Genomic DNA, 16,428 nt, shown 5'->3' with positions numbered 1-16,428 from the left:
TGCGTCGCCTTGCCGGTTTCGTTACACCTGTTCGCTTGTCACTGAGGGGAGGCGCAAGGCGAACTCCGTGCGCCCCGGTTTTGAGGTGACTTCGACGCTGCCACCGTGTGCTCCGACGATCGATTCGACAATCGACAGGCCCAGGCCCGACGTGCCCTCCGATCCCGAACGTGCCGCGTCAGCCCGGGCAAAGCGGGAGAAGATGCGGCCTTGGAAATCCGCGGGAATACCGGGCCCGTTGTCCGTCACGGTGACCACTGCACTCCCGTCCGCGCTCAGCATGACGCCGGTGACCACAGTGGTGCCCGGATCGGTGTGCTTGCGGGCGTTGGACAGCAGGTTGGCCAGCACCTGATGAAGTTGCGTGCCGTCTCCGCGGACCGTAATGGGCTCATCCGGAAGCTTGAGCTGCCACACGTGGTCCGGGGCCATGACTTTCTCGTCAGTCACGGTTTCAATGACCAACTGTGTCAGGTCCACGTCCGTGACCTTCAAAGGCTGCCCTTCATCCAATCGGGCCAGGAGCAGCAAATCCTCCACCAGGGTGCTCATCCGCTCCGACTGGCTCTGGACGCGTGACAGCGACTTGCGGCCATCCTCGGTGAAATTCTCGGTCATCCGCAGCATCTCGGTGTAACCCCGGATGGCCGTAAGGGGCGTGCGGAGCTCGTGCGAGGCGTCGGCAACGAATTGCCGGACTTTGGTTTCGCTTTCCTGCCTGGCTTCGAGGGCGCTGGCCACGTTGTTCAGCATCTGGTTGAGGGCGTAGCCCACGCTGCCTACCTCCGTTCCGGGGTGGGAAGCCGACGGGGGTACGCGCACCGCGAGCGCCACCTCGCCGGCATCGAGGGGCAGACGGGAAACCTTGGTGGCCACTTCGGACAGTTGCTCCAGTGGCCGCATGGTCCGCCGGATAATGACGGTTCCGGCCAGCCCAATCAGTACCAAACCACCGAGCGATACGAACACCATGGTCCAGACGAGGGACGCTTCGGTGCTTTGCTTGTCGGCGAGCGGCAGGCCAGTCACGATCACATCCCCATAGGCCGTTTTGACGGCGACCAGGCGGTAGTCGCCATTGGACAGTGAACGGTCAACGGGTCGGTTGTCCAAGGGAAGGTCCAGCAGGACCTGTTTGTCTTCGGCGGAGAGCGTTGCCCGGTTCCCTGAAGCGTCGATGAGCCCGGCGCTGCTGACGGTCGATCCGCTGATCCGCGCATTCAGGGTGCCGGCGCCCTGCCCGCGGGCTTCGAGGGGGTCAGGCCGGCCGTTCGGGTAGCTGGAGGGCGGCCTGCCAAAGTCGTTCGCGCGGCTGGACGCCTGCTCCAATTGCCGGTCCAGTTGCCGGTTGAACACCATGTCCATGGACGCATAGCTCACCACTCCCACCGCCCCGCAGATGGCAACGAGCAGCGCCATGGCTACGAGCACCAGGCGGGTCCGCAAATGCCAGGTGGATGGGTCCAGCCAGCTCCGCTGCGTCTTCCGGGCGACCCCTGAGAGTGTGGTCAAGGTTCAGTCCGCGGGCTTGATGACGTAGCCTGCGCCACGCACGGTGTGGATCATGGGCGGGTGGTTGGCCTCGATCTTCTTGCGCAGGTAGGAGATGTAGAGCTCCACGATGTTCGCCTGCCCGCCGAAGTCGTAGTCCCACACGCGGTCGAGGATCTGGGCCTTGCTGACCACGCGTTTGGGGTTCTCCATGAGGTAGCGCAGGAGCTCGAACTGGGTTGCCGTGAGGGCGATGTCCTCGCCGGCCCGGGTTACTTCGCGGGTGTCCACGTTCAGGGTCAGGTCGCCCACCACGAGTTCTGCGGTGTCCATGGCGGCAACACCTGAACGCTGCACCAAACGGTGAAGGCGCAGCAGGACTTCCTCCATACTGAACGGCTTCGTCACGTAGTCGTCGCCGCCCGCAGCCAGGCCAACGATGCGGTCCTGTACTGCATCCTTCGCGGTGAGGAAGAGAGCGGGGACTTCCGGGGCGAACGCGCGGATCCGGTTCAGGACCTCAACTCCGTCGAATCCGGGAAGCATCACGTCCAGCACCAGGACGTCCGGACGGAAGTCTTTAGCGAGCTTCACGGCCTCGGGGCCGTCTGCGGCCACGGCGACGGACCAGCCGGCCATGCGGAGGCCCATGCTCATGAGCTCGGCGAGGCTCGGCTCGTCGTCCACCACCAGGGCGCGGATGGGGGAGCCGTCCGGGTGGGAGAGCTGGGGAAGGTTGTTGGTCATGGAGTGCGGGGATGCCATGTGACAACTCTCCAATCTGCTGGTTTGCCGGCGCTTTGCCGGTCCTGTGAGGACCCTGTGAAGTCAACACTAGCGAGATGGGAGTCCTGAAACACGCGAATCCACAGGTCACAGGAGGGACTGCTCCTCAACACAGCTTCCGCACAGCCAGGCAGCAGACTCTGGGGCCTAAGAGGACCAACAACCCCATCTGGAGAACACCATGAACGAGCAGCAGCGCCCCGAAGACCCCACGTCCCCGGCCCCGCAGGGCACCACCCAGGGAAACCAAGGCACACCCCGGGAAAATACCGGGCCGAAGCAGGAAACCGCGCAGCCCGGCCCCGGAGAAGCCAATCCCGGGTCCTCGTGGGCATGGGGCGAGGCAGATTCCCAGAAGGGCCGCAGGGACCTACCCGGCGGCGCGCCGACCCAGGAAACGCGACAGGCCGCTACCCAGCCCGGCGGAACCCAGCCGTCGGCGGGGTGGGGAGCTCCGCCGTCGGGCCCTACCGCAGCCAACAGTGAGTGGGGAGCTCCGCCGTCGGGCCCTACCGCAGCCAACAGTGGGTGGGGAGCTCCGCCGTCGGGCCCTACCGCAGCCAACAGTGGATGGGGAGCTCCGCCGTCGAACACCAATGGCTGGGGTGCTCCGCCCGCAAACGGCTGGGGTAGCTCCCTGCCCGGCAAGGACAAGGGAACCCTGCAGGGCCGCTGGACGCTCAAGCGGACACTGATCGTTGCCGGCGTTGCGGTGGTTGTCGCCGCAGGAACGGCTGCGGGCTTCTACTCCCTGGGCAACGCCGGCTCGGCAGATGCGGCAAACGTGCCCTTGGGCCAGGCCGGCGGAACCGGTGCGCAGCAAGGCGTCCCGGGACAGGGCCTCGGACCCGGGGGAACCGGCCAGGACGGGAGCGGAACGGGCCAGAATGGCATGGGCATGCCCGGCCAGATGGGCGGCATGTCGCCTGACGGCCTGGGCATGGCCGGAGGCCTGAACGCCGCCATCCATTCCGAGTACGTGGTCCTCCGCGACAACGAATACGTGACCATGGCCGATCAGCTCGGAACGGTCAGCGAGGTTTCGTCCAATTCCCTGACGGTCAAGAGCTCCGATGGGTTCTCCAGGACGTATGTCCTCAGTTCGGATACAGCCGTAGCCCAAGGCACCAGGCAGCGGGGCAGCACCACCAGCAGCCTGACCATCGCGGACATCAAGTCGGGCGCCACAGTGCGGGTAACGGCTACCAAGGACGGCGACACCTACGCGGCCTCCTCCGTCCGGCTCACCACGGCAACTACGTCCTCCGGACAGGGCTCGACGTCGGGTTCGGGCACCACGTCCTGAGCTGCCGGCCGGGCGATGTGGCCCGTTTCTACCGCTTGTAGCAGATTCGGGCCACTAATATCGAGACGGAGTCGAGTTGCGACTGGTCAGTAACTGTTTCAGATCGTGAGATTCCATGGCCGCAGGAGGTTGGAAAATCGCGAAGGCCATAATGCACTATTCGTCGAAGAAAGTTCACTGCATGTTCAATATTTCGGGCATCGGACGAATGGAATGGCGTTCATTTTAGGGACCCGCTGAATTGTGATTTGAGGCACAATAGTGCCGGATGTCTCAGGATGTGGACGTTTTGGCACATTGTTACTTGCGTGTTGCCTTTGTTACGTTGCACACTTCCAATGTGAACAAGAACTCAACAGCACCTGCAGCCGCAGCAATCTGGTCCAGCACACCCGCTGGCGACGAGACCCGCTGTTGTCGAATGCAAGCCTAACTTTCCACCCCAAAGAAGTTTCAGGCATTCGCCCCCTTGCCCAACGTTGGGCGCCCCTCCCCAGACTCATTGCGGGGACAACCAGCATTCGAAGCCGCGATGACGGCTATTCACTTTTGAGGTAAGCACTCCATGTCAGTTGCATCCGGATACGTCCACATCTCTGTCCGTAACGCCAATAAGGCCGCTTCCAATGCCGGCCTGCGCCCCGGTTTCGGCAACCGTCCGGGCTATGCCCCCGGTTCCCAGGGCGCCCAGCAGGCACCCGGGTACGTCCCGCAGGGCTACAACCCCAACTCTTACGGCCAGTTGCGAGCAGTACCCACCAACGAGCCAGCGCCGATTACTGCGCCCACCCCCGTGGTTGCCCAGACCGAGCGCCTTCGCCCCGTTGCCAACGACAACGTGGCGCGCGGATTCGTGCTCTACATGGGTATTGACGAGGAAACCGCTGCCGCGGCCGGGACGTCCATTGCCAAGCTGGCCCAGGAAATCCGTGCCTATGCACAGTCCCTCGTGACCGGAGCCGAGAGCTACGCTGCAGTCGCTGTTGCGCCGGCCAATGCACCCGGGTCCGCACTCGACGTCGTCCGCTCCACTTTCGGTGACCCCACGGTGGCCGCCCGCCAGCGCACTGAGGCCGCCCGTCCGGCGCCGCAGCAGGAAGCCCGCCCGTCCGGCGTGCTCATCGACCTGGCCCGCCGCGAAGTCCACCTGGACGGCGAATCGCTGAACCTGACGTTCAAGGAGTTCGAACTCCTTAACTACCTCGTGGAGAACGGCACCCGCACTGTGGGCCGCGACGAACTCTTGGAAGGCCTGTGGCGCAACGCCGAGGAAGTGCCCAACGAGCGCACCATCGACGTCCACATCCGCCGCCTCCGCTCCAAGCTCGGCCGCCTGGCCAACACTGTCCGCACGGTCCGTGGACAGGGCTACCGCTTCTACGAGCACCCCGAAGTCATTGTTTGGGCTGCCCCGGAATACTCCATCTAGCAGCACGCACAAGGCGCCCGTCTCCCTAGGGGAGGCGGGCGCTTTCGTATCTGCGCCGGCTTGGCAGCTATAGGGTTGAGGCATGAGCGACCACCACATCAAGCGGCTTGTGATCATGCGGCATGCCAAGGCTGACTGGCCACTCGGCGTCCCGGACCACGAACGGCCCTTGGAAGAGCGTGGCCACCGCGAAGCCCCGCTTGCAGGCAAGTGGCTCCTGAAGCACAAGATCGTGCCGGATTTCATTTTGTGTTCTTCGGCGCTGAGGACGCGGCAAACCTGCACGTGGGTCTGCGACGAGCTCGGGGAGAAGGCTCCGACGCCCAAACTCGAGGATGGCCTGTACGCGGCATCGGCCACAGGCATGTTGTCCGTGATCAACCACGTACCGGACACGGTCACCACGCTGATGGTCATCTCGCACATGCCGGGCGTCCAGGACCTGGCCATGCATCTGGCTTCCCGCGACTCGGACCATGACGCCTACATGGATGCTGCCACGCGTTACCCAACGAGTGCGTTGACGGTAATGGAAACAGAGAAGCCGTGGGCTGAGCTGGACGGCCAGGATGCCAGGCTGACACATTTTAAGGTGCCGCGGCACTAGCCTCTGGGCGGCTGCCGGGATGAAGGCCTAGACGGGGTCCGGTTCCGTAAGCTGCGGCAGGCACATGCAGCGGATCTCGAACACGGGGAGGCCCGCAGCCTCCTCGCCGTGGCCGGTGGCAATCAGGTATTCGCCGTCGAACATGTACACAGGAAGCTGTGGCGCGAGGTATTCGTTGTAGCGGCTGGGGTAGACCCATTGTCCGCGGATATCGAAGGCGGGGAGTGCGTACGTGTCCCTGCGGTTGTGGGCGCTGGGAAAGAGCTCGTCGTCCACCATGTGGTAGCTGGCCAGCCCATACAGGTGATGGTGGTTCGTGTCCGTGGGAAAAAGGATTGCTTCAACTGCCATGGCCCCTCCGAGCGGTGTTGGACCGGCGCATCAGACGCGTCGGTGGTTAGGTAAGGTTAAGCTAACCTAACCCCCGGGAGGGTGTCGAATGTTCCTCAGTGTGACGTTGCTTGCAGCGGCAGTTCCTGCTGCGCAGCCACCTCGCGGAGCAGTCGCACGGCGTGGCGGATGTTGGGGCTCGCCGTCATGGTCTTGCGGTACACGATCCCGACGGCGCGCTGCTGGACTGGATTCACCAAGGGAACGGCCACCACCGCAGTTGGGAGCGGTGGACGTCCCAGTCGGGGGACCAGCGCCACGGCCACTGCCTGCTCCACCATGGCGACGTGGGTCGAAAAGTCGGGATCGTAGACACGGATGTCCGGCACCCGGCCCAGGCCGGCGAAGATCTGCAGCAGCGCCTCGTTGCAGATGGCGCCTGCCGGGGTGCTCACCCACGTCTCGTCCAGCAGGTCTTCACGCTCGACGGCGGTTCTCGCCGCGAGCGGGTGGGCGCTGTTGAGCAGGATGTCGGCTTGGTCAAGGCAGAGGTCCTCGAGCGCCATGTTCTCCGGGATCACCAGCGGTACGGAATTCCAGTTGTGGACCACGGCGAGCTCGGCCTCTCCGGAGGCGACTCGTTGGACGGCTTCGCGAGGGTCCTCGGCGAGGACGCTGATGTCCAGCGCGGAACCGGCCGACGCCAGCCTCCCCAGCATGGGACCTGCCAAGCCGCGGCAAGCCGTGGAGAAGGCAACCAGGCGGAGCAAGCCGGAAGGCTTCTCCGGATCTGCTAGCAGAGTAGCCTGCAACTCTTCCAGTTCGCCCAGGATTCGCCGCCCATACCCGGCAAGGGCGAGACCCCGCTCGGTGAGCAGGACGCCGCGCCCGTTGCGTTCCAGCACGGATACTCCTGCCTGTTTCTCCAGTTTCTTGATCTGCTGGGACACGGCCGACGGACTGTAGCCCATCACCTCGGAGGCGGCCACCACGGACCCGTGCTGCTCAACGGCTACCAAAGCCCGGAGCGCGGAAATGTCGATCATGAAGTAAATCTACGTTGTTTCATGCTGAATTCAACGCTGGTGCTTCATCGAGAATGGGGTCAAAGTTAAGCCGTGAACCTTCGCCATTCCTTGCTCGCGGTCCTTGTCGCCGTCCTTTGGGGCATCAACTTCGTTGCCATCGACCTTGGGTTGCACCCTGCTGGCCACGATGTCCCGCCGCTGCTCTTCGTGGCCTTCCGTTTCCTTCTGGTGGTCATTCCTTGCATCCTCTTCATCCGCAAGCCGGACGTGGGCTGGAAGGCCATTGTCGGCGTCGGGCTTTTCATGAGCGCCGGGCAATTCGGGCTGTTGTACCTGGGCATGGCCTTGGGCATGCCGGCGGGCCTGGCCTCGCTGGTCCTGCAGGCGCAGGTGCTTTTCACCATCCTGCTCGCCTCGCGGATCCTGGGGGAGCGGCCGACGCGGCGGCAAATGGTTGGCGTCATCCTGGGGATCGCCGGCTTGGGTGTGGTGGCGTTGGGGCGAAGTGCCGTGGCTCCCGTACTGCCGCTCATGATCGTGCTGGCCGCGGCCTTGTCCTGGGCCGTAGGCAACGTGGTGGCCCGGCACTCGAAGGCCACCTCCGGGCTGGGGCTGGTGGTCTGGTCCGGTGCTGTGGTTCCCGTGCCGATGGCGGCGCTGTCTTTGGTGGTGGATGGTCCGCAGGCGGTGATTGGAACCATCGTGGATCTGCAGCCGGCCACCATCCTGAGCGCGGTGTATACGGCCGTGTTCGCCTCGCTGATTGGTTACGGGATCTGGAACAGGCTCCTGACGTTGTACCCGGGTTCCGACGTCGTGCCTTTCACACTGCTGGTTCCCGTGGTGGGGATGACCGCCGCGTGGCTGGTGCTTGGCGAAGTCCCGACGCCCGCCGAGATCCTGGGCGGCTTGGTCCTGCTCCTCGGCGTGGCCACGGCGGTGCTGGGAGTGTCCCGCAAACCACCCGGTGTGGGGTCTGCTCTACGGGCCAAAGCGCTCCGGTAGCGCGTTCTGCGGGCCCGCTGGCGTTGGGGGCTACCGCTTGGGGGCGGGTTTGCGTTGGGCGGAGGCGTTCGACGGCGGTCGCTTGGCTGGCGTGGCCGCCTTGCCGGCCTGCGCGGGGCGCTTGACGGTTGCGGGGTTTGGGCGTTTGGCCGCGGCCGGCCGGGGTTGGGTGGGTCGGCCCTGGGTAGGCCGGCCCTGGACGGGCCGAGCGGCGGGTCTCTTCGCCGGCACTGATCCGGAAGGTCGCTTGGCGGCGGGACGCTTGCCGGGCCGGGCGGCGACGGGCTGGGCGCGGGAACCGAAGCCCGGCAACACCGCACCGAGGAACAAGATCCCCAGGGTCCCCACTCCGGCCACCGCGGCCAGATAAAAGTAGATGTCCGAATCTTTGCTGCTCACAGCGCTTCCCAAGGCGTTGGAGTCCTGGTTGAAGGCGAGGCCCCACATGCGCAGGAACGCGATACCGAAGCCAATGAACAAGGCGGTGCCGGCGGCGCCGAGGAGGACCACAAGGTACCGGCGCCGGTTGAAGACCTGTATCAGGGAGGCCAGGTAGCACGTGAGGACGGCGCCCAAGAGCAGGTACAGGACCACTTCCTCCAGGACGGCGGCGGCCAGGACCAGCAATCCGAGGGAGACGACAGCGGCAATGATGGCTAGTTTTCCACTGTTCCCCATGTGACGCATGAGGTTAATCATCGCCGACCAAGCCGCCGCGCCACGCCGTCGTAGATTGCAGTTGCGTACCGTTGTGCGGGCCGCGTGCCACTACTTGATGACGTACCCGTGCATGATGGTCATCACCGCGGCCACGCTCTGCTCGCGGGTGCGCTCGGGGTTGTAGGTTTGCCGGTCCAGTCCCACCACGAAGATGGCCCCGAAGATGGCTGCTTCCAGGCTTCCCCGTGCAATGGACGTATCCACCGCGTACCCGGAAGCCACGCTCTCCACCGCTGAACCGATCACGGCAAGGAGCTCACCGCGGAGCTCGGCGAACACTGCACTCCATTCGCCCGGCGCGCGCCAATTCTCGCTGACCCAGAGCCGGGCAAAGGAGGGGTAGTCGTCCATGAACTCCATGGCCTGGCCCACCATGTCCCGCATGGCCTCCAGGGGATCCTCGGTCTGGCCTTCGATGGCCTGCAAGCGTCCCAGCATGATGTCCACGCCGTGGCGCAACAGTTGCGCGATCAGGTCTGACTTGCTGCCGAAGTTGTAGTAGACAGTCCCCTTGGACACGCCGGCTGCGGCGGCGATCTCGTCCACCGTGACCCCCGCAGCTCCACGTTCTCCAATGAGTTCCATGGAGGCCTCGAACAGGCGCTGCTTGGTGGCGTTGGTGCGCTCGGGCCGGAGCTTCTTCCCTCCAGTTCCCGGCGACGGGACTGGCTCTGCGGTGCTCATACTGCGATCTCCGGCTTCAGGGTCTTCAAGGTCCACATCTTGTGCTTGCGGACGGCGAGCGTAGACAGTGCCGCTCCCAGCAAAGTGTAACCAAGCAAGCCAAGGACGGTGGGCCAGATCATGGTCAGCTCGCCGCCGTAGATCAGGTGGCGCATGCCCGTCACCACGTAGCCCATGGGGAGGACCTCGTGCACCACGTGGAGCGGCATGGGCGTGGTCTGCCAGGGGAATGTGCCGCCGGAGGAGACGAGTTGGAGGACCAGCAGGATCAGCACCACGAACTTTCCGGGCGTACCCAGGAGCGCCACGATGCCTTGGATGATCGCGCTGAAGGCCATGACGGCGGCCAGCATGAAGAGCCACATTCCGATGGGGTGCGCGGCGTTAAGTCCCAGGCCCAGGTTCACCACCACCGTGAGGATGGTGGCCTGCAACACCGAAACCACGAAGAACGGCAGCCAGCCGCCCACGGCGATCTTCCACGCCGGGGCATTGGACGCCAGGGCCCGCTGGGTGATGGGACGCATGGCCTGGACCAGCATGAACACGCCAATCCAGAGGGCAAGCGTCAGGAAGAACGGTGCCAGGCCTGCGCCGTAGGAATCGGCCTTCGCCTGCGAGACGTTCTCCACCGCCACAGGATCCGCGATGACCTTGGAGACGTTGCTCTTCTGCTCGTCGTTGGGGTTCGGAATGTCACCGGCACCCTTGGCGAGCTCGGACGCCAGTGTGTGCGCGCCATCGTTGGCTGTCGCGGCGCCTGTGGCAAGTTGTCCCGCGCCGTCGTCGAGTTGGCGTGCACCGCCGTCGAGCTTGGTGGCGCCATCCAGGGCGGCCTGCTGGCCCGTGGCAAGGGTGGACGCTCCGGTGCTCAGCTTCCCCGCGCCGTCCGCGGCCTGCGAGATGGCATCGGTCAGCGCGGGCGTCGCTCCGGCGAGCTTCGCTGTCCCGGCACTTACTGCGGCCGAACCGTCGGAGAGCTGTTGGATCCTGGCGGCGTCGCCCGTGATCTTCGCCTTGGCATCGGTCACCGGGCTGGAGGTGGCGGCGGCGTCGAAGTCGGCCAGGACCTTGTCTGCCTGCTCCTGGGTCAGCACGCCCGCGGCAACCAAACGCGCATTGGATTCGACGACGCGGTTCCGGAGGCCTTTGTCCGCGGCGTCCAACTGCCCGACGACGTCCTGCACTTTCGCGTTCAACTGGGCGTTGCCCGCGGCTACTTGGGCGGCGCCGTCGGCAAGTTTCTGTGAGTCAGCAGGCAATGTGGCTGTCTTGCTCTTCAGCTCTGTGAGGCCTGAGCTCAGCTGGCCCGCGCCCGTGGTGAGCTGGTTGGCGCCATCGCGCAATTGGGTCTGCCCGGCTACCAGTTGATCCGCGCCGGTGACCAGTTGGCTGGTGCCGTCATGGAGGGTGCCAGCGCCGTCGCTCAGCTTCCCGACGCCATCGGCCAATTGCCCGGCGCCGTCAGCGGCCTTGACGATGGACGCGTGGATGGTCCCGAAGCCCGTGAGGAGCTGGTTGGCTGTTTCCTCGCCCACTTCCTTGGCCACCGTTGAGTGCACCGCCGTAGTGAGCTTGTCCACGATGGTGCTCAGGAGGTAATTGTTGGCGTCGTTGGTGGTGACGTGCAGCATGGCCTGGTTGGCGGCATCGAAGCTGCCGGGCGAAACCAGGTTCGCGGAGAAATCCTTGGGAATGCGCAGGGCGAAGGCGTACTCGCCCGTCTTCACTCCAGCGTCGGCGGCTTCGGCATTGGACACTTGCTTCCAGTTGAAGACATGGCCGTCCACCAGGCCGTCGGCCACCTTCTTGCCTGCCTGGAGTTCGGTGCCGTCCTTCGACGTGGCGCCGGTGTCTTCCACCACCAAGGCAGCATCGATCTGATTGAGGTTGCCGTAGGGGTCCCAGTTCGCGTAGAGGTAAACGGCCCCGTACAGGAGCGGCACCATGGTGAGGGCGAGGATGGTCAGCTTGGGCAGGAGCCCGCCGGTCATGCGCTTGAGTTCGGATCGGGCAAGCCGCAGCACAGTCACTTTGCAGTCCTTTGGAGGTCTTGGTCTTCTTGGTGTTCTTCGGTAAGAGCGCTTTCGGGCTCGACGGCGGCACTTTCGGTAGCGGCTGCCAGCCCGGCTTCCGGTTGTGGTTCGGCCGGGTCCGGTTCGGCTTCCGTCGCGTGGGTTACCGAATTGCCGATCACAGCAGCAGGCCCGTCCCATTCGTCCGGAAGGGCGCTGACGGTCGCGACGACGGCAAGCGGCCTCCCGGCGTCGGACGCCAAGTCCTGCAACCGGGGCAACCAAGCCGCGGGGTCGGCGCTGTGGCGATCGGGGGAGTCGACCACCAGGAGGTCGATTGCGGGGTCGGCCAGGGCGAGGGACGTCAGCAACTCAAGCCGGCGACCCGCCGGAAGTTGTTCAATCCAGAGATCGGCGATGTCCTCGAAACGGTTGACCTTCAGCCACGGCTTGCTCAGCAGCGCGCCACGGTAGCGGCGGGGAATGAGGGACAGGTCCTCGGTGACGAGATCGCGGACGCTCAGGTGCTGCTCGGGTTCGTTGACGCCCGGGGAGTCGATCAGTGCGCTCGCGAGCCGGATCCTCTTGGTTTTGGTGGTGCTGTCCCAGGACAGGATTCCGTCGCTGGGCTTCATTCGGCCGCTCAGGGCAAGGGCGAGGGCGGTGCGCTGGTCCTGCCCTTCGCCCGAGATGAGGATGAGCTCGCCCCGCTTTGCTTCGAGCGAGGTGGGTGGCAGGAGGTCGGTACGGCGGCCGTTGATCTGGAGTTGCTGTACGGACAGCATGTGATCCCTTCAAGGGTGATGGGTTCTGGTTCTGCATCGATTCTAACTAAACTGACCAGTCAGTTCAAATAGAGGTCTCTCACTTGCCCGTCCAACCCGGCGTAGGCTTCTCCCATGACTGCCGAAAACTCCCGTGAATTCGATGTGATCGTTCTTGGCGCCGGTGCCGTGGGGGAAAACGTAGCGGACAGGGTGGTTCGTGGCGGATTGTCGGCGGTGATCATCGAAAGTGAGCTGGTGGGCGGCGAATGCTCCTACTGGGCATGCATTCCTTCGAAGGCGCTGTTGAGGCCGGGCACCGTCCTGCACGCGGCCCAGTTGGTGCCCGGTGCCTCTGAGGCAGTGACCGGAACCGTGGATGCGGAGGCAGCCCTCAAGCACCGGGATTGGTTCACCAACAACTGGCAGGACGGCGGCCAGGCGGAGTGGCTGGACAGTGCGGGCATCGAGCTGATCCGCGGCCGCGGGCGCATCACGGGCCCCCGCGAAGTCCAGGTTGATGGCCTGGACGGAAACAGCTACGCACTCAAGGCCCACCACGCCGTCGTCGTCGCAACGGGTTCCACGCCGACCATCCCGGACATCGGGGGCCTGGCAGACGTCCCCTTCTGGACTACCCGTGGTGCCACCGCAGCCAAGGAAGTCCCGCGTCGGTTCGTTGTGCTCGGTGGCGGCGTGGCCGGCGTTGAATTGGCGCAGGCGTTTGCCCGGCTGGGTTCGGATGTTGCCCTCGTTGCGCGGGGGCGGCTGCTCAGCAGCTACCCGGAAGAAGCTGCCAACCTGGTGCTCGCAGGACTCCGGGCCGATGGCGTTGCGGTCCACGTGCACACCGATGTGGAGAAGGTGGAGAAGAACGACGACGGCTCGGTCAGCGTGCTGCTGGACGGGACCACGCTCGTTGCCGACCAACTCCTGGTCGCTTCGGGCAGGCACCCTTCGCTGGCCAATCTTGGCCTGGAGAGCGTGGGCGTCGCCGCGGAGGACGGAAAACTCCGGCTCACAACGGATCCCAGCGGATTGGTGGAAGGCCCGGCCAGCGATGGCACCAGTGGCCTGTGGCTCTACGCGGCGGGCGATGCCGCGGGCAAGGTGCTCCTGACCCATCAGGGAAAATACGAGGCCCGCGCAACCGGCGATGCCATTGTTGCCCGGGCCCGCGGCCACCTGCGCGGAGCCCCCAAACCGTGGAGCTCCTTGGCGCACACGGCCAACGACCACGCCATCCCCAGCGTCGTTTTCACTGATCCAGAAGTTGCCTCAGTGGGGCCGTCGCTGGAGCATGCCCTGCTGCAAGGGAAGAACGTGACGGGTGTCGAATTGCCCATCAACGTCTCGGGGTCCCAGCTGTACTCCTCCGATTACAAGGGCTGGGCTCAGATCGTGGTGGACGAGGACCGCAAGGTGATCCTTGGCGCGACGTTCGTTGGCCCCGGCGTCGCGGAGTTGCTGCATTCGGCCACGATCGCGATCGTCGGAGAGGTTCCGCTGGACCGGTTGTGGCACGCCGTTCCTTCCTACCCAACCATCAGCGAGGTGTGGCTGCGCCTGCTGGAGAAGTACGGGCTCTAGCAGCCCAGCAAGGAAGGGCTAGGAGTGCATTGCACCCTTGAACCAGCCTGTGATGGTGGCCGGGTGGGTGATCGCGGTGCCCACCACCACGGCGAAGGCACCGGCGTCGAGGGCCTGGCGGGCTTGGGCGGGGGTGTGGATGCGGCCCTCGGCGATGAGCGGCTTTCCCAGCTCTGCCGAGGCAATCTGATCCAGGAGTCCCAGGTCCGGGCCGTCGGTCTTGGGGCGCTCGCCGGTGTAGCCGGCAAGGGTGGTGCCAATGAGGTCGGCGCCTGCCTCAACAGCAGCAACGGCGTCCTCGAAGGAACCACAGTCGGCCATCACCAGTGCATGGGATTCTGCATGGATTCCGGCCACGGTGTCAGCCAGGGACAGTCCATCCGGCCGGGTGCGCCGAGTGCCATCGATCGCCACAACATGCGCTCCCGCATTGGCTACGGCCAGGGCATGCCGGAGGGTTGGGGTGATGAAGACGCCGTCGTGCCCGTCCTTCCAGAGGCCGATTACCGGAACCTCGACGGCGGTACGAGTGAACTGCACGTCGGCCAATCCTTGGACACGGATCGCCGCAGCACCCCCGATCACGGCTGAGGCAGCAACCTGGCCAGTGGTCCGGGGATCGCGCATCGGTTCGCCGGGGTATGCCTGGCAGGACACGATGAGCTGGGAACGGAGGGCTTCGAGGCCGTCGAGGGTCAGGATCACAGGTCTTTCCTTAGCTAAGAACGAGTTTCGCAGCGCCTACGATGGCCGCGGTGTTGCCGAGGGTTGCCGGGACGACAGGGACGGCGGCCAGGGGAGCAAGGAGTTCCTGGCGCAAGGCGGCTTCCATGGGCTTCAACCAGAGCTCGCCCGCATCGGCGAGGCCGCCTGAGATCACCACGGTTTCAGGATCCAGGATGTTGATGAGTCCGCCCACGGCCTGGCCTGCGGCGCTCGCTCCCAGTTCGATGGCGCGGGAGGCGGCGGTGCGGCTGGCCGCGGAGTTGGCGGCAGCGCCGGCGTCGTGCTTCTCGGCGAAACCCGAGGCGAGCGCAAAAACGCCACGGGTATCGGCAGCGAGGACAGAAGAACCGCCGAACCGGAGGTAGGCCTCATGGATGGCCGGCCCGGACGCGATGGCCTCCACGTGCCCGGAGCCACCGCACACGCAGGGCAAGGGAACACCATCAAAAGCCGCCAGCGGTGAAGCGAAATGCCCCACGTGCCCGCCCACAAACCGGTGGCCCAGAAGAGGCGCGCCGTTCAGCACAAAGCTGCCGCCGACGCCTGTCCCGAACGCCACCATCAGGGAACTCGAGGAACCTGCGGCGGCACCCAGCCAGGCCTCTCCGAGGGCGTGGGCATGGACATCGTTGACGGCGCGGAGGGCCGAGGACGGAATCGAAAGCCGCAAGGAAAGCCCGGCAGCCAGTTCAGTCCCGGCCCAGCCGAGGATGGCATCGGTGGCGGACACCACGGATCCAGTAACAGCATCAATGACCCCCGCGGAGCCGACACCGACGCCGGACACTGTCAGTCCGGCGTCGGCAGCGCGCTCCACCAAGCCTGCGATCAACGCTGCGGTGGCATCAAGGATCGCCTCGCCACCGGCCCGGTTCAGCGTCGGAATGGTGTCCGAGAGCAGCACCTCGCCTGAGGAGGAGACAACCCCGGCAGCGGTCTTGGTGCCGCCGAGGTCAACACCGATCACGTGGGTCATGGAAGAGGTCATAGGAAGCTAGACCAGCCCGTTCCGCTCCAGGATGGCGCGGATCGCAGCCGTTTCGGCTTCGTTCAGGGACAGCATCGGCGAGCTCATGGTGTTGGACTCGATAATTCCCATGACCTGCAGTGCGGTCTTGAAGGCACCCAGGCCAGCGGCGCCGCCGGACACGCGGCCGTTGGGGGTGTAGACGATCTCGAAGACGTCGGCCAAGCGGTCCTGCTCGCGCGCTGCCGAAGCCCAGTCGCCGGCCTGCGCAGCGTCGAAGAGACGGCGGTAGCCGGCGGGGTCCACGTTGCCAAGGCCCGGGACGACGCCCTGCGCGCCGCCCAGGAGGGCACCGTCCACCACGACTTCGTGACCGGTGAAGATGTCGAAGTTGGGGATGTCCTTCGCTGCGAGGAGCAGTTGGCGGAAGGAGACATCGTCGCCGGAGGAGTCCTTCACGCCGGCGATCACACCGTCGCGGCCGAGGCGGACCAGGAGGTCCGTGGGCAGCTTGAAGTGCGTGCGGACGGGCACGTCGTAGGCGAAGATGGGCTTCTGGATGGCCTCGTGGATGCTGCGGAAGTGGGTCTCGGTTTCCGCCACGTTGCCGATCGCGTAGTACATGGAGGTCACCACGATCGCGTCTGCGCCGAGGTCCACCACCTTGCGGGCTTCCTCGATGACGCGGTTGGTGGTTTGCTCGTTCGCGCCCACGATCAGGGGAACTGCACCGGCATTGGCGTCAGCGATGGTGGAGACCACCAGTTCACGTTCGGCGTTGGTCATGTAGGGGACTTCGCCGGAGGAACCCAGCACGAACAGCCCGGATACACCGCCGTCGATCAGGTGCTTGGTGACGTTCTTCAACGACTGGGTGTCGATGCTGCCATCGGCGTGGCGGGGCGTGATGACCGGGGGGATGACGCCCTGGAACTGAGTGGACACAGAAATCTCCGATGTTGGTAACTAGTGAAGGGAAA

The 16,428-nt window shown here is 65.2% G+C and carries 16 protein-coding genes; 5 read left to right on the top strand and 11 right to left on the bottom strand.

The window, feature by feature from the left end; translation table 11 throughout:
* Positions 1-21: 21 nt before the first annotated feature.
* On the bottom strand, positions 22-1,512 hold the full coding sequence (locus ACIQTZ_RS15570) for a sensor histidine kinase (RefSeq protein ID WP_402950099.1): 1,491 nt from the start codon (positions 1,510-1,512) through the stop codon (positions 22-24).
* A 3-nt stretch (positions 1,513-1,515) separates the two neighbouring features.
* Positions 1,516-2,256 carry a response regulator transcription factor gene (locus ACIQTZ_RS15565; protein ID WP_397323830.1) on the bottom strand — a complete coding sequence of 247 codons (741 nt, stop codon included), beginning with the start codon at positions 2,254-2,256 and terminating at the stop codon, positions 1,516-1,518.
* A gap of 202 nt (positions 2,257-2,458) precedes the next feature.
* Between ACIQTZ_RS15565 and ACIQTZ_RS15560 the strand changes: the two genes are divergently transcribed.
* From ACIQTZ_RS15560 to ACIQTZ_RS15550, 3 genes are all read left to right on the top strand, one after another.
* Positions 2,459-3,583 carry a hypothetical protein gene (locus ACIQTZ_RS15560; RefSeq protein ID WP_402982099.1) on the top strand — a complete coding sequence of 375 codons (1,125 nt, stop codon included), beginning with the start codon at positions 2,459-2,461 and terminating at the stop codon, positions 3,581-3,583.
* Positions 3,584-4,148: 565 nt separating this feature from the next.
* Entirely contained in the window at positions 4,149-5,012 is an 864-nt protein-coding gene (locus tag ACIQTZ_RS15555; protein ID WP_397323832.1) for a winged helix-turn-helix domain-containing protein, read from the top strand.
* A gap of 82 nt (positions 5,013-5,094) precedes the next feature.
* Entirely contained in the window at positions 5,095-5,619 is a 525-nt protein-coding gene (locus ACIQTZ_RS15550; RefSeq protein ID WP_402950091.1) for a SixA phosphatase family protein, read from the top strand.
* Positions 5,620-5,646: 27 nt separating this feature from the next.
* Here the strand turns inward: ACIQTZ_RS15550 and ACIQTZ_RS15545 are convergent, their stop codons facing one another.
* A complete protein-coding gene (locus ACIQTZ_RS15545) occupies positions 5,647-5,970 on the bottom strand; it encodes a hypothetical protein (RefSeq protein ID WP_402982097.1) in 324 nt (107 codons plus the stop codon).
* 95 nt (positions 5,971-6,065) lie between these two features.
* Entirely contained in the window at positions 6,066-6,995 is a 930-nt protein-coding gene (locus ACIQTZ_RS15540) for a LysR family transcriptional regulator (protein WP_402982096.1), read from the bottom strand.
* Positions 6,996-7,067: 72 nt separating this feature from the next.
* Between ACIQTZ_RS15540 and ACIQTZ_RS15535 the strand changes: the two genes are divergently transcribed.
* Positions 7,068-7,982, top strand: a complete 915-nt coding sequence (locus ACIQTZ_RS15535; protein ID WP_402982094.1) for an EamA family transporter — start codon at positions 7,068-7,070, stop codon at positions 7,980-7,982.
* 30 nt (positions 7,983-8,012) lie between these two features.
* Here the strand turns inward: ACIQTZ_RS15535 and ACIQTZ_RS15530 are convergent, their stop codons facing one another.
* The 4 genes from ACIQTZ_RS15530 to ACIQTZ_RS15515 all read right to left on the bottom strand — a co-directional run bounded on the left by ACIQTZ_RS15530 (position 8,013) and on the right by ACIQTZ_RS15515 (position 12,186).
* The gene (locus ACIQTZ_RS15530) at positions 8,013-8,660 is read right to left on the bottom strand and encodes a hypothetical protein (protein WP_402982092.1); all 648 of its coding nucleotides are present in this window, start codon (positions 8,658-8,660) and stop codon (positions 8,013-8,015) included.
* Between the two features lie 90 nt (positions 8,661-8,750).
* Positions 8,751-9,386 (bottom strand): TetR/AcrR family transcriptional regulator, encoded by a 636-nt coding sequence (locus tag ACIQTZ_RS15525; RefSeq protein WP_402982091.1) that lies wholly within the window; start codon positions 9,384-9,386, stop codon positions 8,751-8,753.
* Positions 9,383-11,419: a YhgE/Pip family protein gene (locus ACIQTZ_RS15520; RefSeq protein ID WP_402982089.1), complete on the bottom strand. Its 2,037-nt coding sequence runs from the start codon at positions 11,417-11,419 to the stop codon at positions 9,383-9,385. Before ACIQTZ_RS15520 ends, ACIQTZ_RS15525 begins: the two co-directional genes overlap by 4 nt.
* Positions 11,416-12,186, bottom strand: coding sequence for an ABC transporter ATP-binding protein (locus ACIQTZ_RS15515; RefSeq protein ID WP_402950073.1), 771 nt, complete (start codon positions 12,184-12,186; stop codon positions 11,416-11,418). Before ACIQTZ_RS15515 ends, ACIQTZ_RS15520 begins: the two co-directional genes overlap by 4 nt.
* A gap of 114 nt (positions 12,187-12,300) precedes the next feature.
* Here ACIQTZ_RS15515 and ACIQTZ_RS15510 point away from each other — a divergent pair, with 114 nt between their 5' ends.
* Positions 12,301-13,755 (top strand): dihydrolipoyl dehydrogenase family protein, encoded by a 1,455-nt coding sequence (locus ACIQTZ_RS15510; RefSeq protein ID WP_402982087.1) that lies wholly within the window; start codon positions 12,301-12,303, stop codon positions 13,753-13,755.
* Between the two features lie 18 nt (positions 13,756-13,773).
* Here ACIQTZ_RS15510 and ACIQTZ_RS15505 read toward each other — a convergent pair whose 3' ends face one another.
* The 3 genes from ACIQTZ_RS15505 to ACIQTZ_RS15495 are packed head-to-tail and all read right to left on the bottom strand — an operon-like array spanning position 13,774 to position 16,393.
* Positions 13,774-14,460 (bottom strand): N-acetylmannosamine-6-phosphate 2-epimerase, encoded by a 687-nt coding sequence (locus tag ACIQTZ_RS15505; protein WP_402982086.1) that lies wholly within the window; start codon positions 14,458-14,460, stop codon positions 13,774-13,776.
* 10 nt (positions 14,461-14,470) lie between these two features.
* Positions 14,471-15,457 carry an ROK family protein gene (locus ACIQTZ_RS15500; RefSeq protein ID WP_402982084.1) on the bottom strand — a complete coding sequence of 329 codons (987 nt, stop codon included), beginning with the start codon at positions 15,455-15,457 and terminating at the stop codon, positions 14,471-14,473.
* An 18-nt stretch (positions 15,458-15,475) separates the two neighbouring features.
* Positions 15,476-16,393: a dihydrodipicolinate synthase family protein gene (locus tag ACIQTZ_RS15495; RefSeq protein WP_402982082.1), complete on the bottom strand. Its 918-nt coding sequence runs from the start codon at positions 16,391-16,393 to the stop codon at positions 15,476-15,478.
* Positions 16,394-16,428: the final 35 nt, after the last annotated feature.

The sequence above is a fragment of the Paenarthrobacter sp. NPDC090520 genome (assembly GCF_044769205.1).
Lineage (GTDB): Bacteria > Actinomycetota > Actinomycetes > Actinomycetales > Micrococcaceae > Arthrobacter.
The sequence above is the reverse complement of the archived record's forward strand: the minus strand, read 5'-3'. Positions and strand labels throughout refer to the sequence as shown.

Bases quoted from the DNA above. Each gene is read 5' to 3' on its own strand.
- ACIQTZ_RS15565 (WP_397323830.1), bottom strand. From the start codon at position 2,256: ATGGCATCCCCGCACTCCATGACCAACAACCTTCCCCAGCTCTCCCAC.
- ACIQTZ_RS15500 (WP_402982084.1), bottom strand. From the start codon at position 15,457: ATGACCCACGTGATCGGTGTTGACCTCGGCGGCACCAAGACCGCTGCC.
- ACIQTZ_RS15555 (WP_397323832.1), top strand. From the start codon at position 4,149: ATGTCAGTTGCATCCGGATACGTCCACATCTCTGTCCGTAACGCCAAT.
- ACIQTZ_RS15550 (WP_402950091.1), top strand. From the start codon at position 5,095: ATGAGCGACCACCACATCAAGCGGCTTGTGATCATGCGGCATGCCAAG.
- ACIQTZ_RS15540 (WP_402982096.1), bottom strand. From the start codon at position 6,995: ATGATCGACATTTCCGCGCTCCGGGCTTTGGTAGCCGTTGAGCAGCAC.
- ACIQTZ_RS15545 (WP_402982097.1), bottom strand. From the start codon at position 5,970: ATGGCAGTTGAAGCAATCCTTTTTCCCACGGACACGAACCACCATCAC.
- ACIQTZ_RS15510 (WP_402982087.1), top strand. From the start codon at position 12,301: ATGACTGCCGAAAACTCCCGTGAATTCGATGTGATCGTTCTTGGCGCC.
- ACIQTZ_RS15560 (WP_402982099.1), top strand. From the start codon at position 2,459: ATGAACGAGCAGCAGCGCCCCGAAGACCCCACGTCCCCGGCCCCGCAG.
- ACIQTZ_RS15515 (WP_402950073.1), bottom strand. From the start codon at position 12,186: ATGCTGTCCGTACAGCAACTCCAGATCAACGGCCGCCGTACCGACCTC.
- ACIQTZ_RS15525 (WP_402982091.1), bottom strand. From the start codon at position 9,386: ATGAGCACCGCAGAGCCAGTCCCGTCGCCGGGAACTGGAGGGAAGAAG.
- ACIQTZ_RS15530 (WP_402982092.1), bottom strand. From the start codon at position 8,660: ATGGGGAACAGTGGAAAACTAGCCATCATTGCCGCTGTCGTCTCCCTC.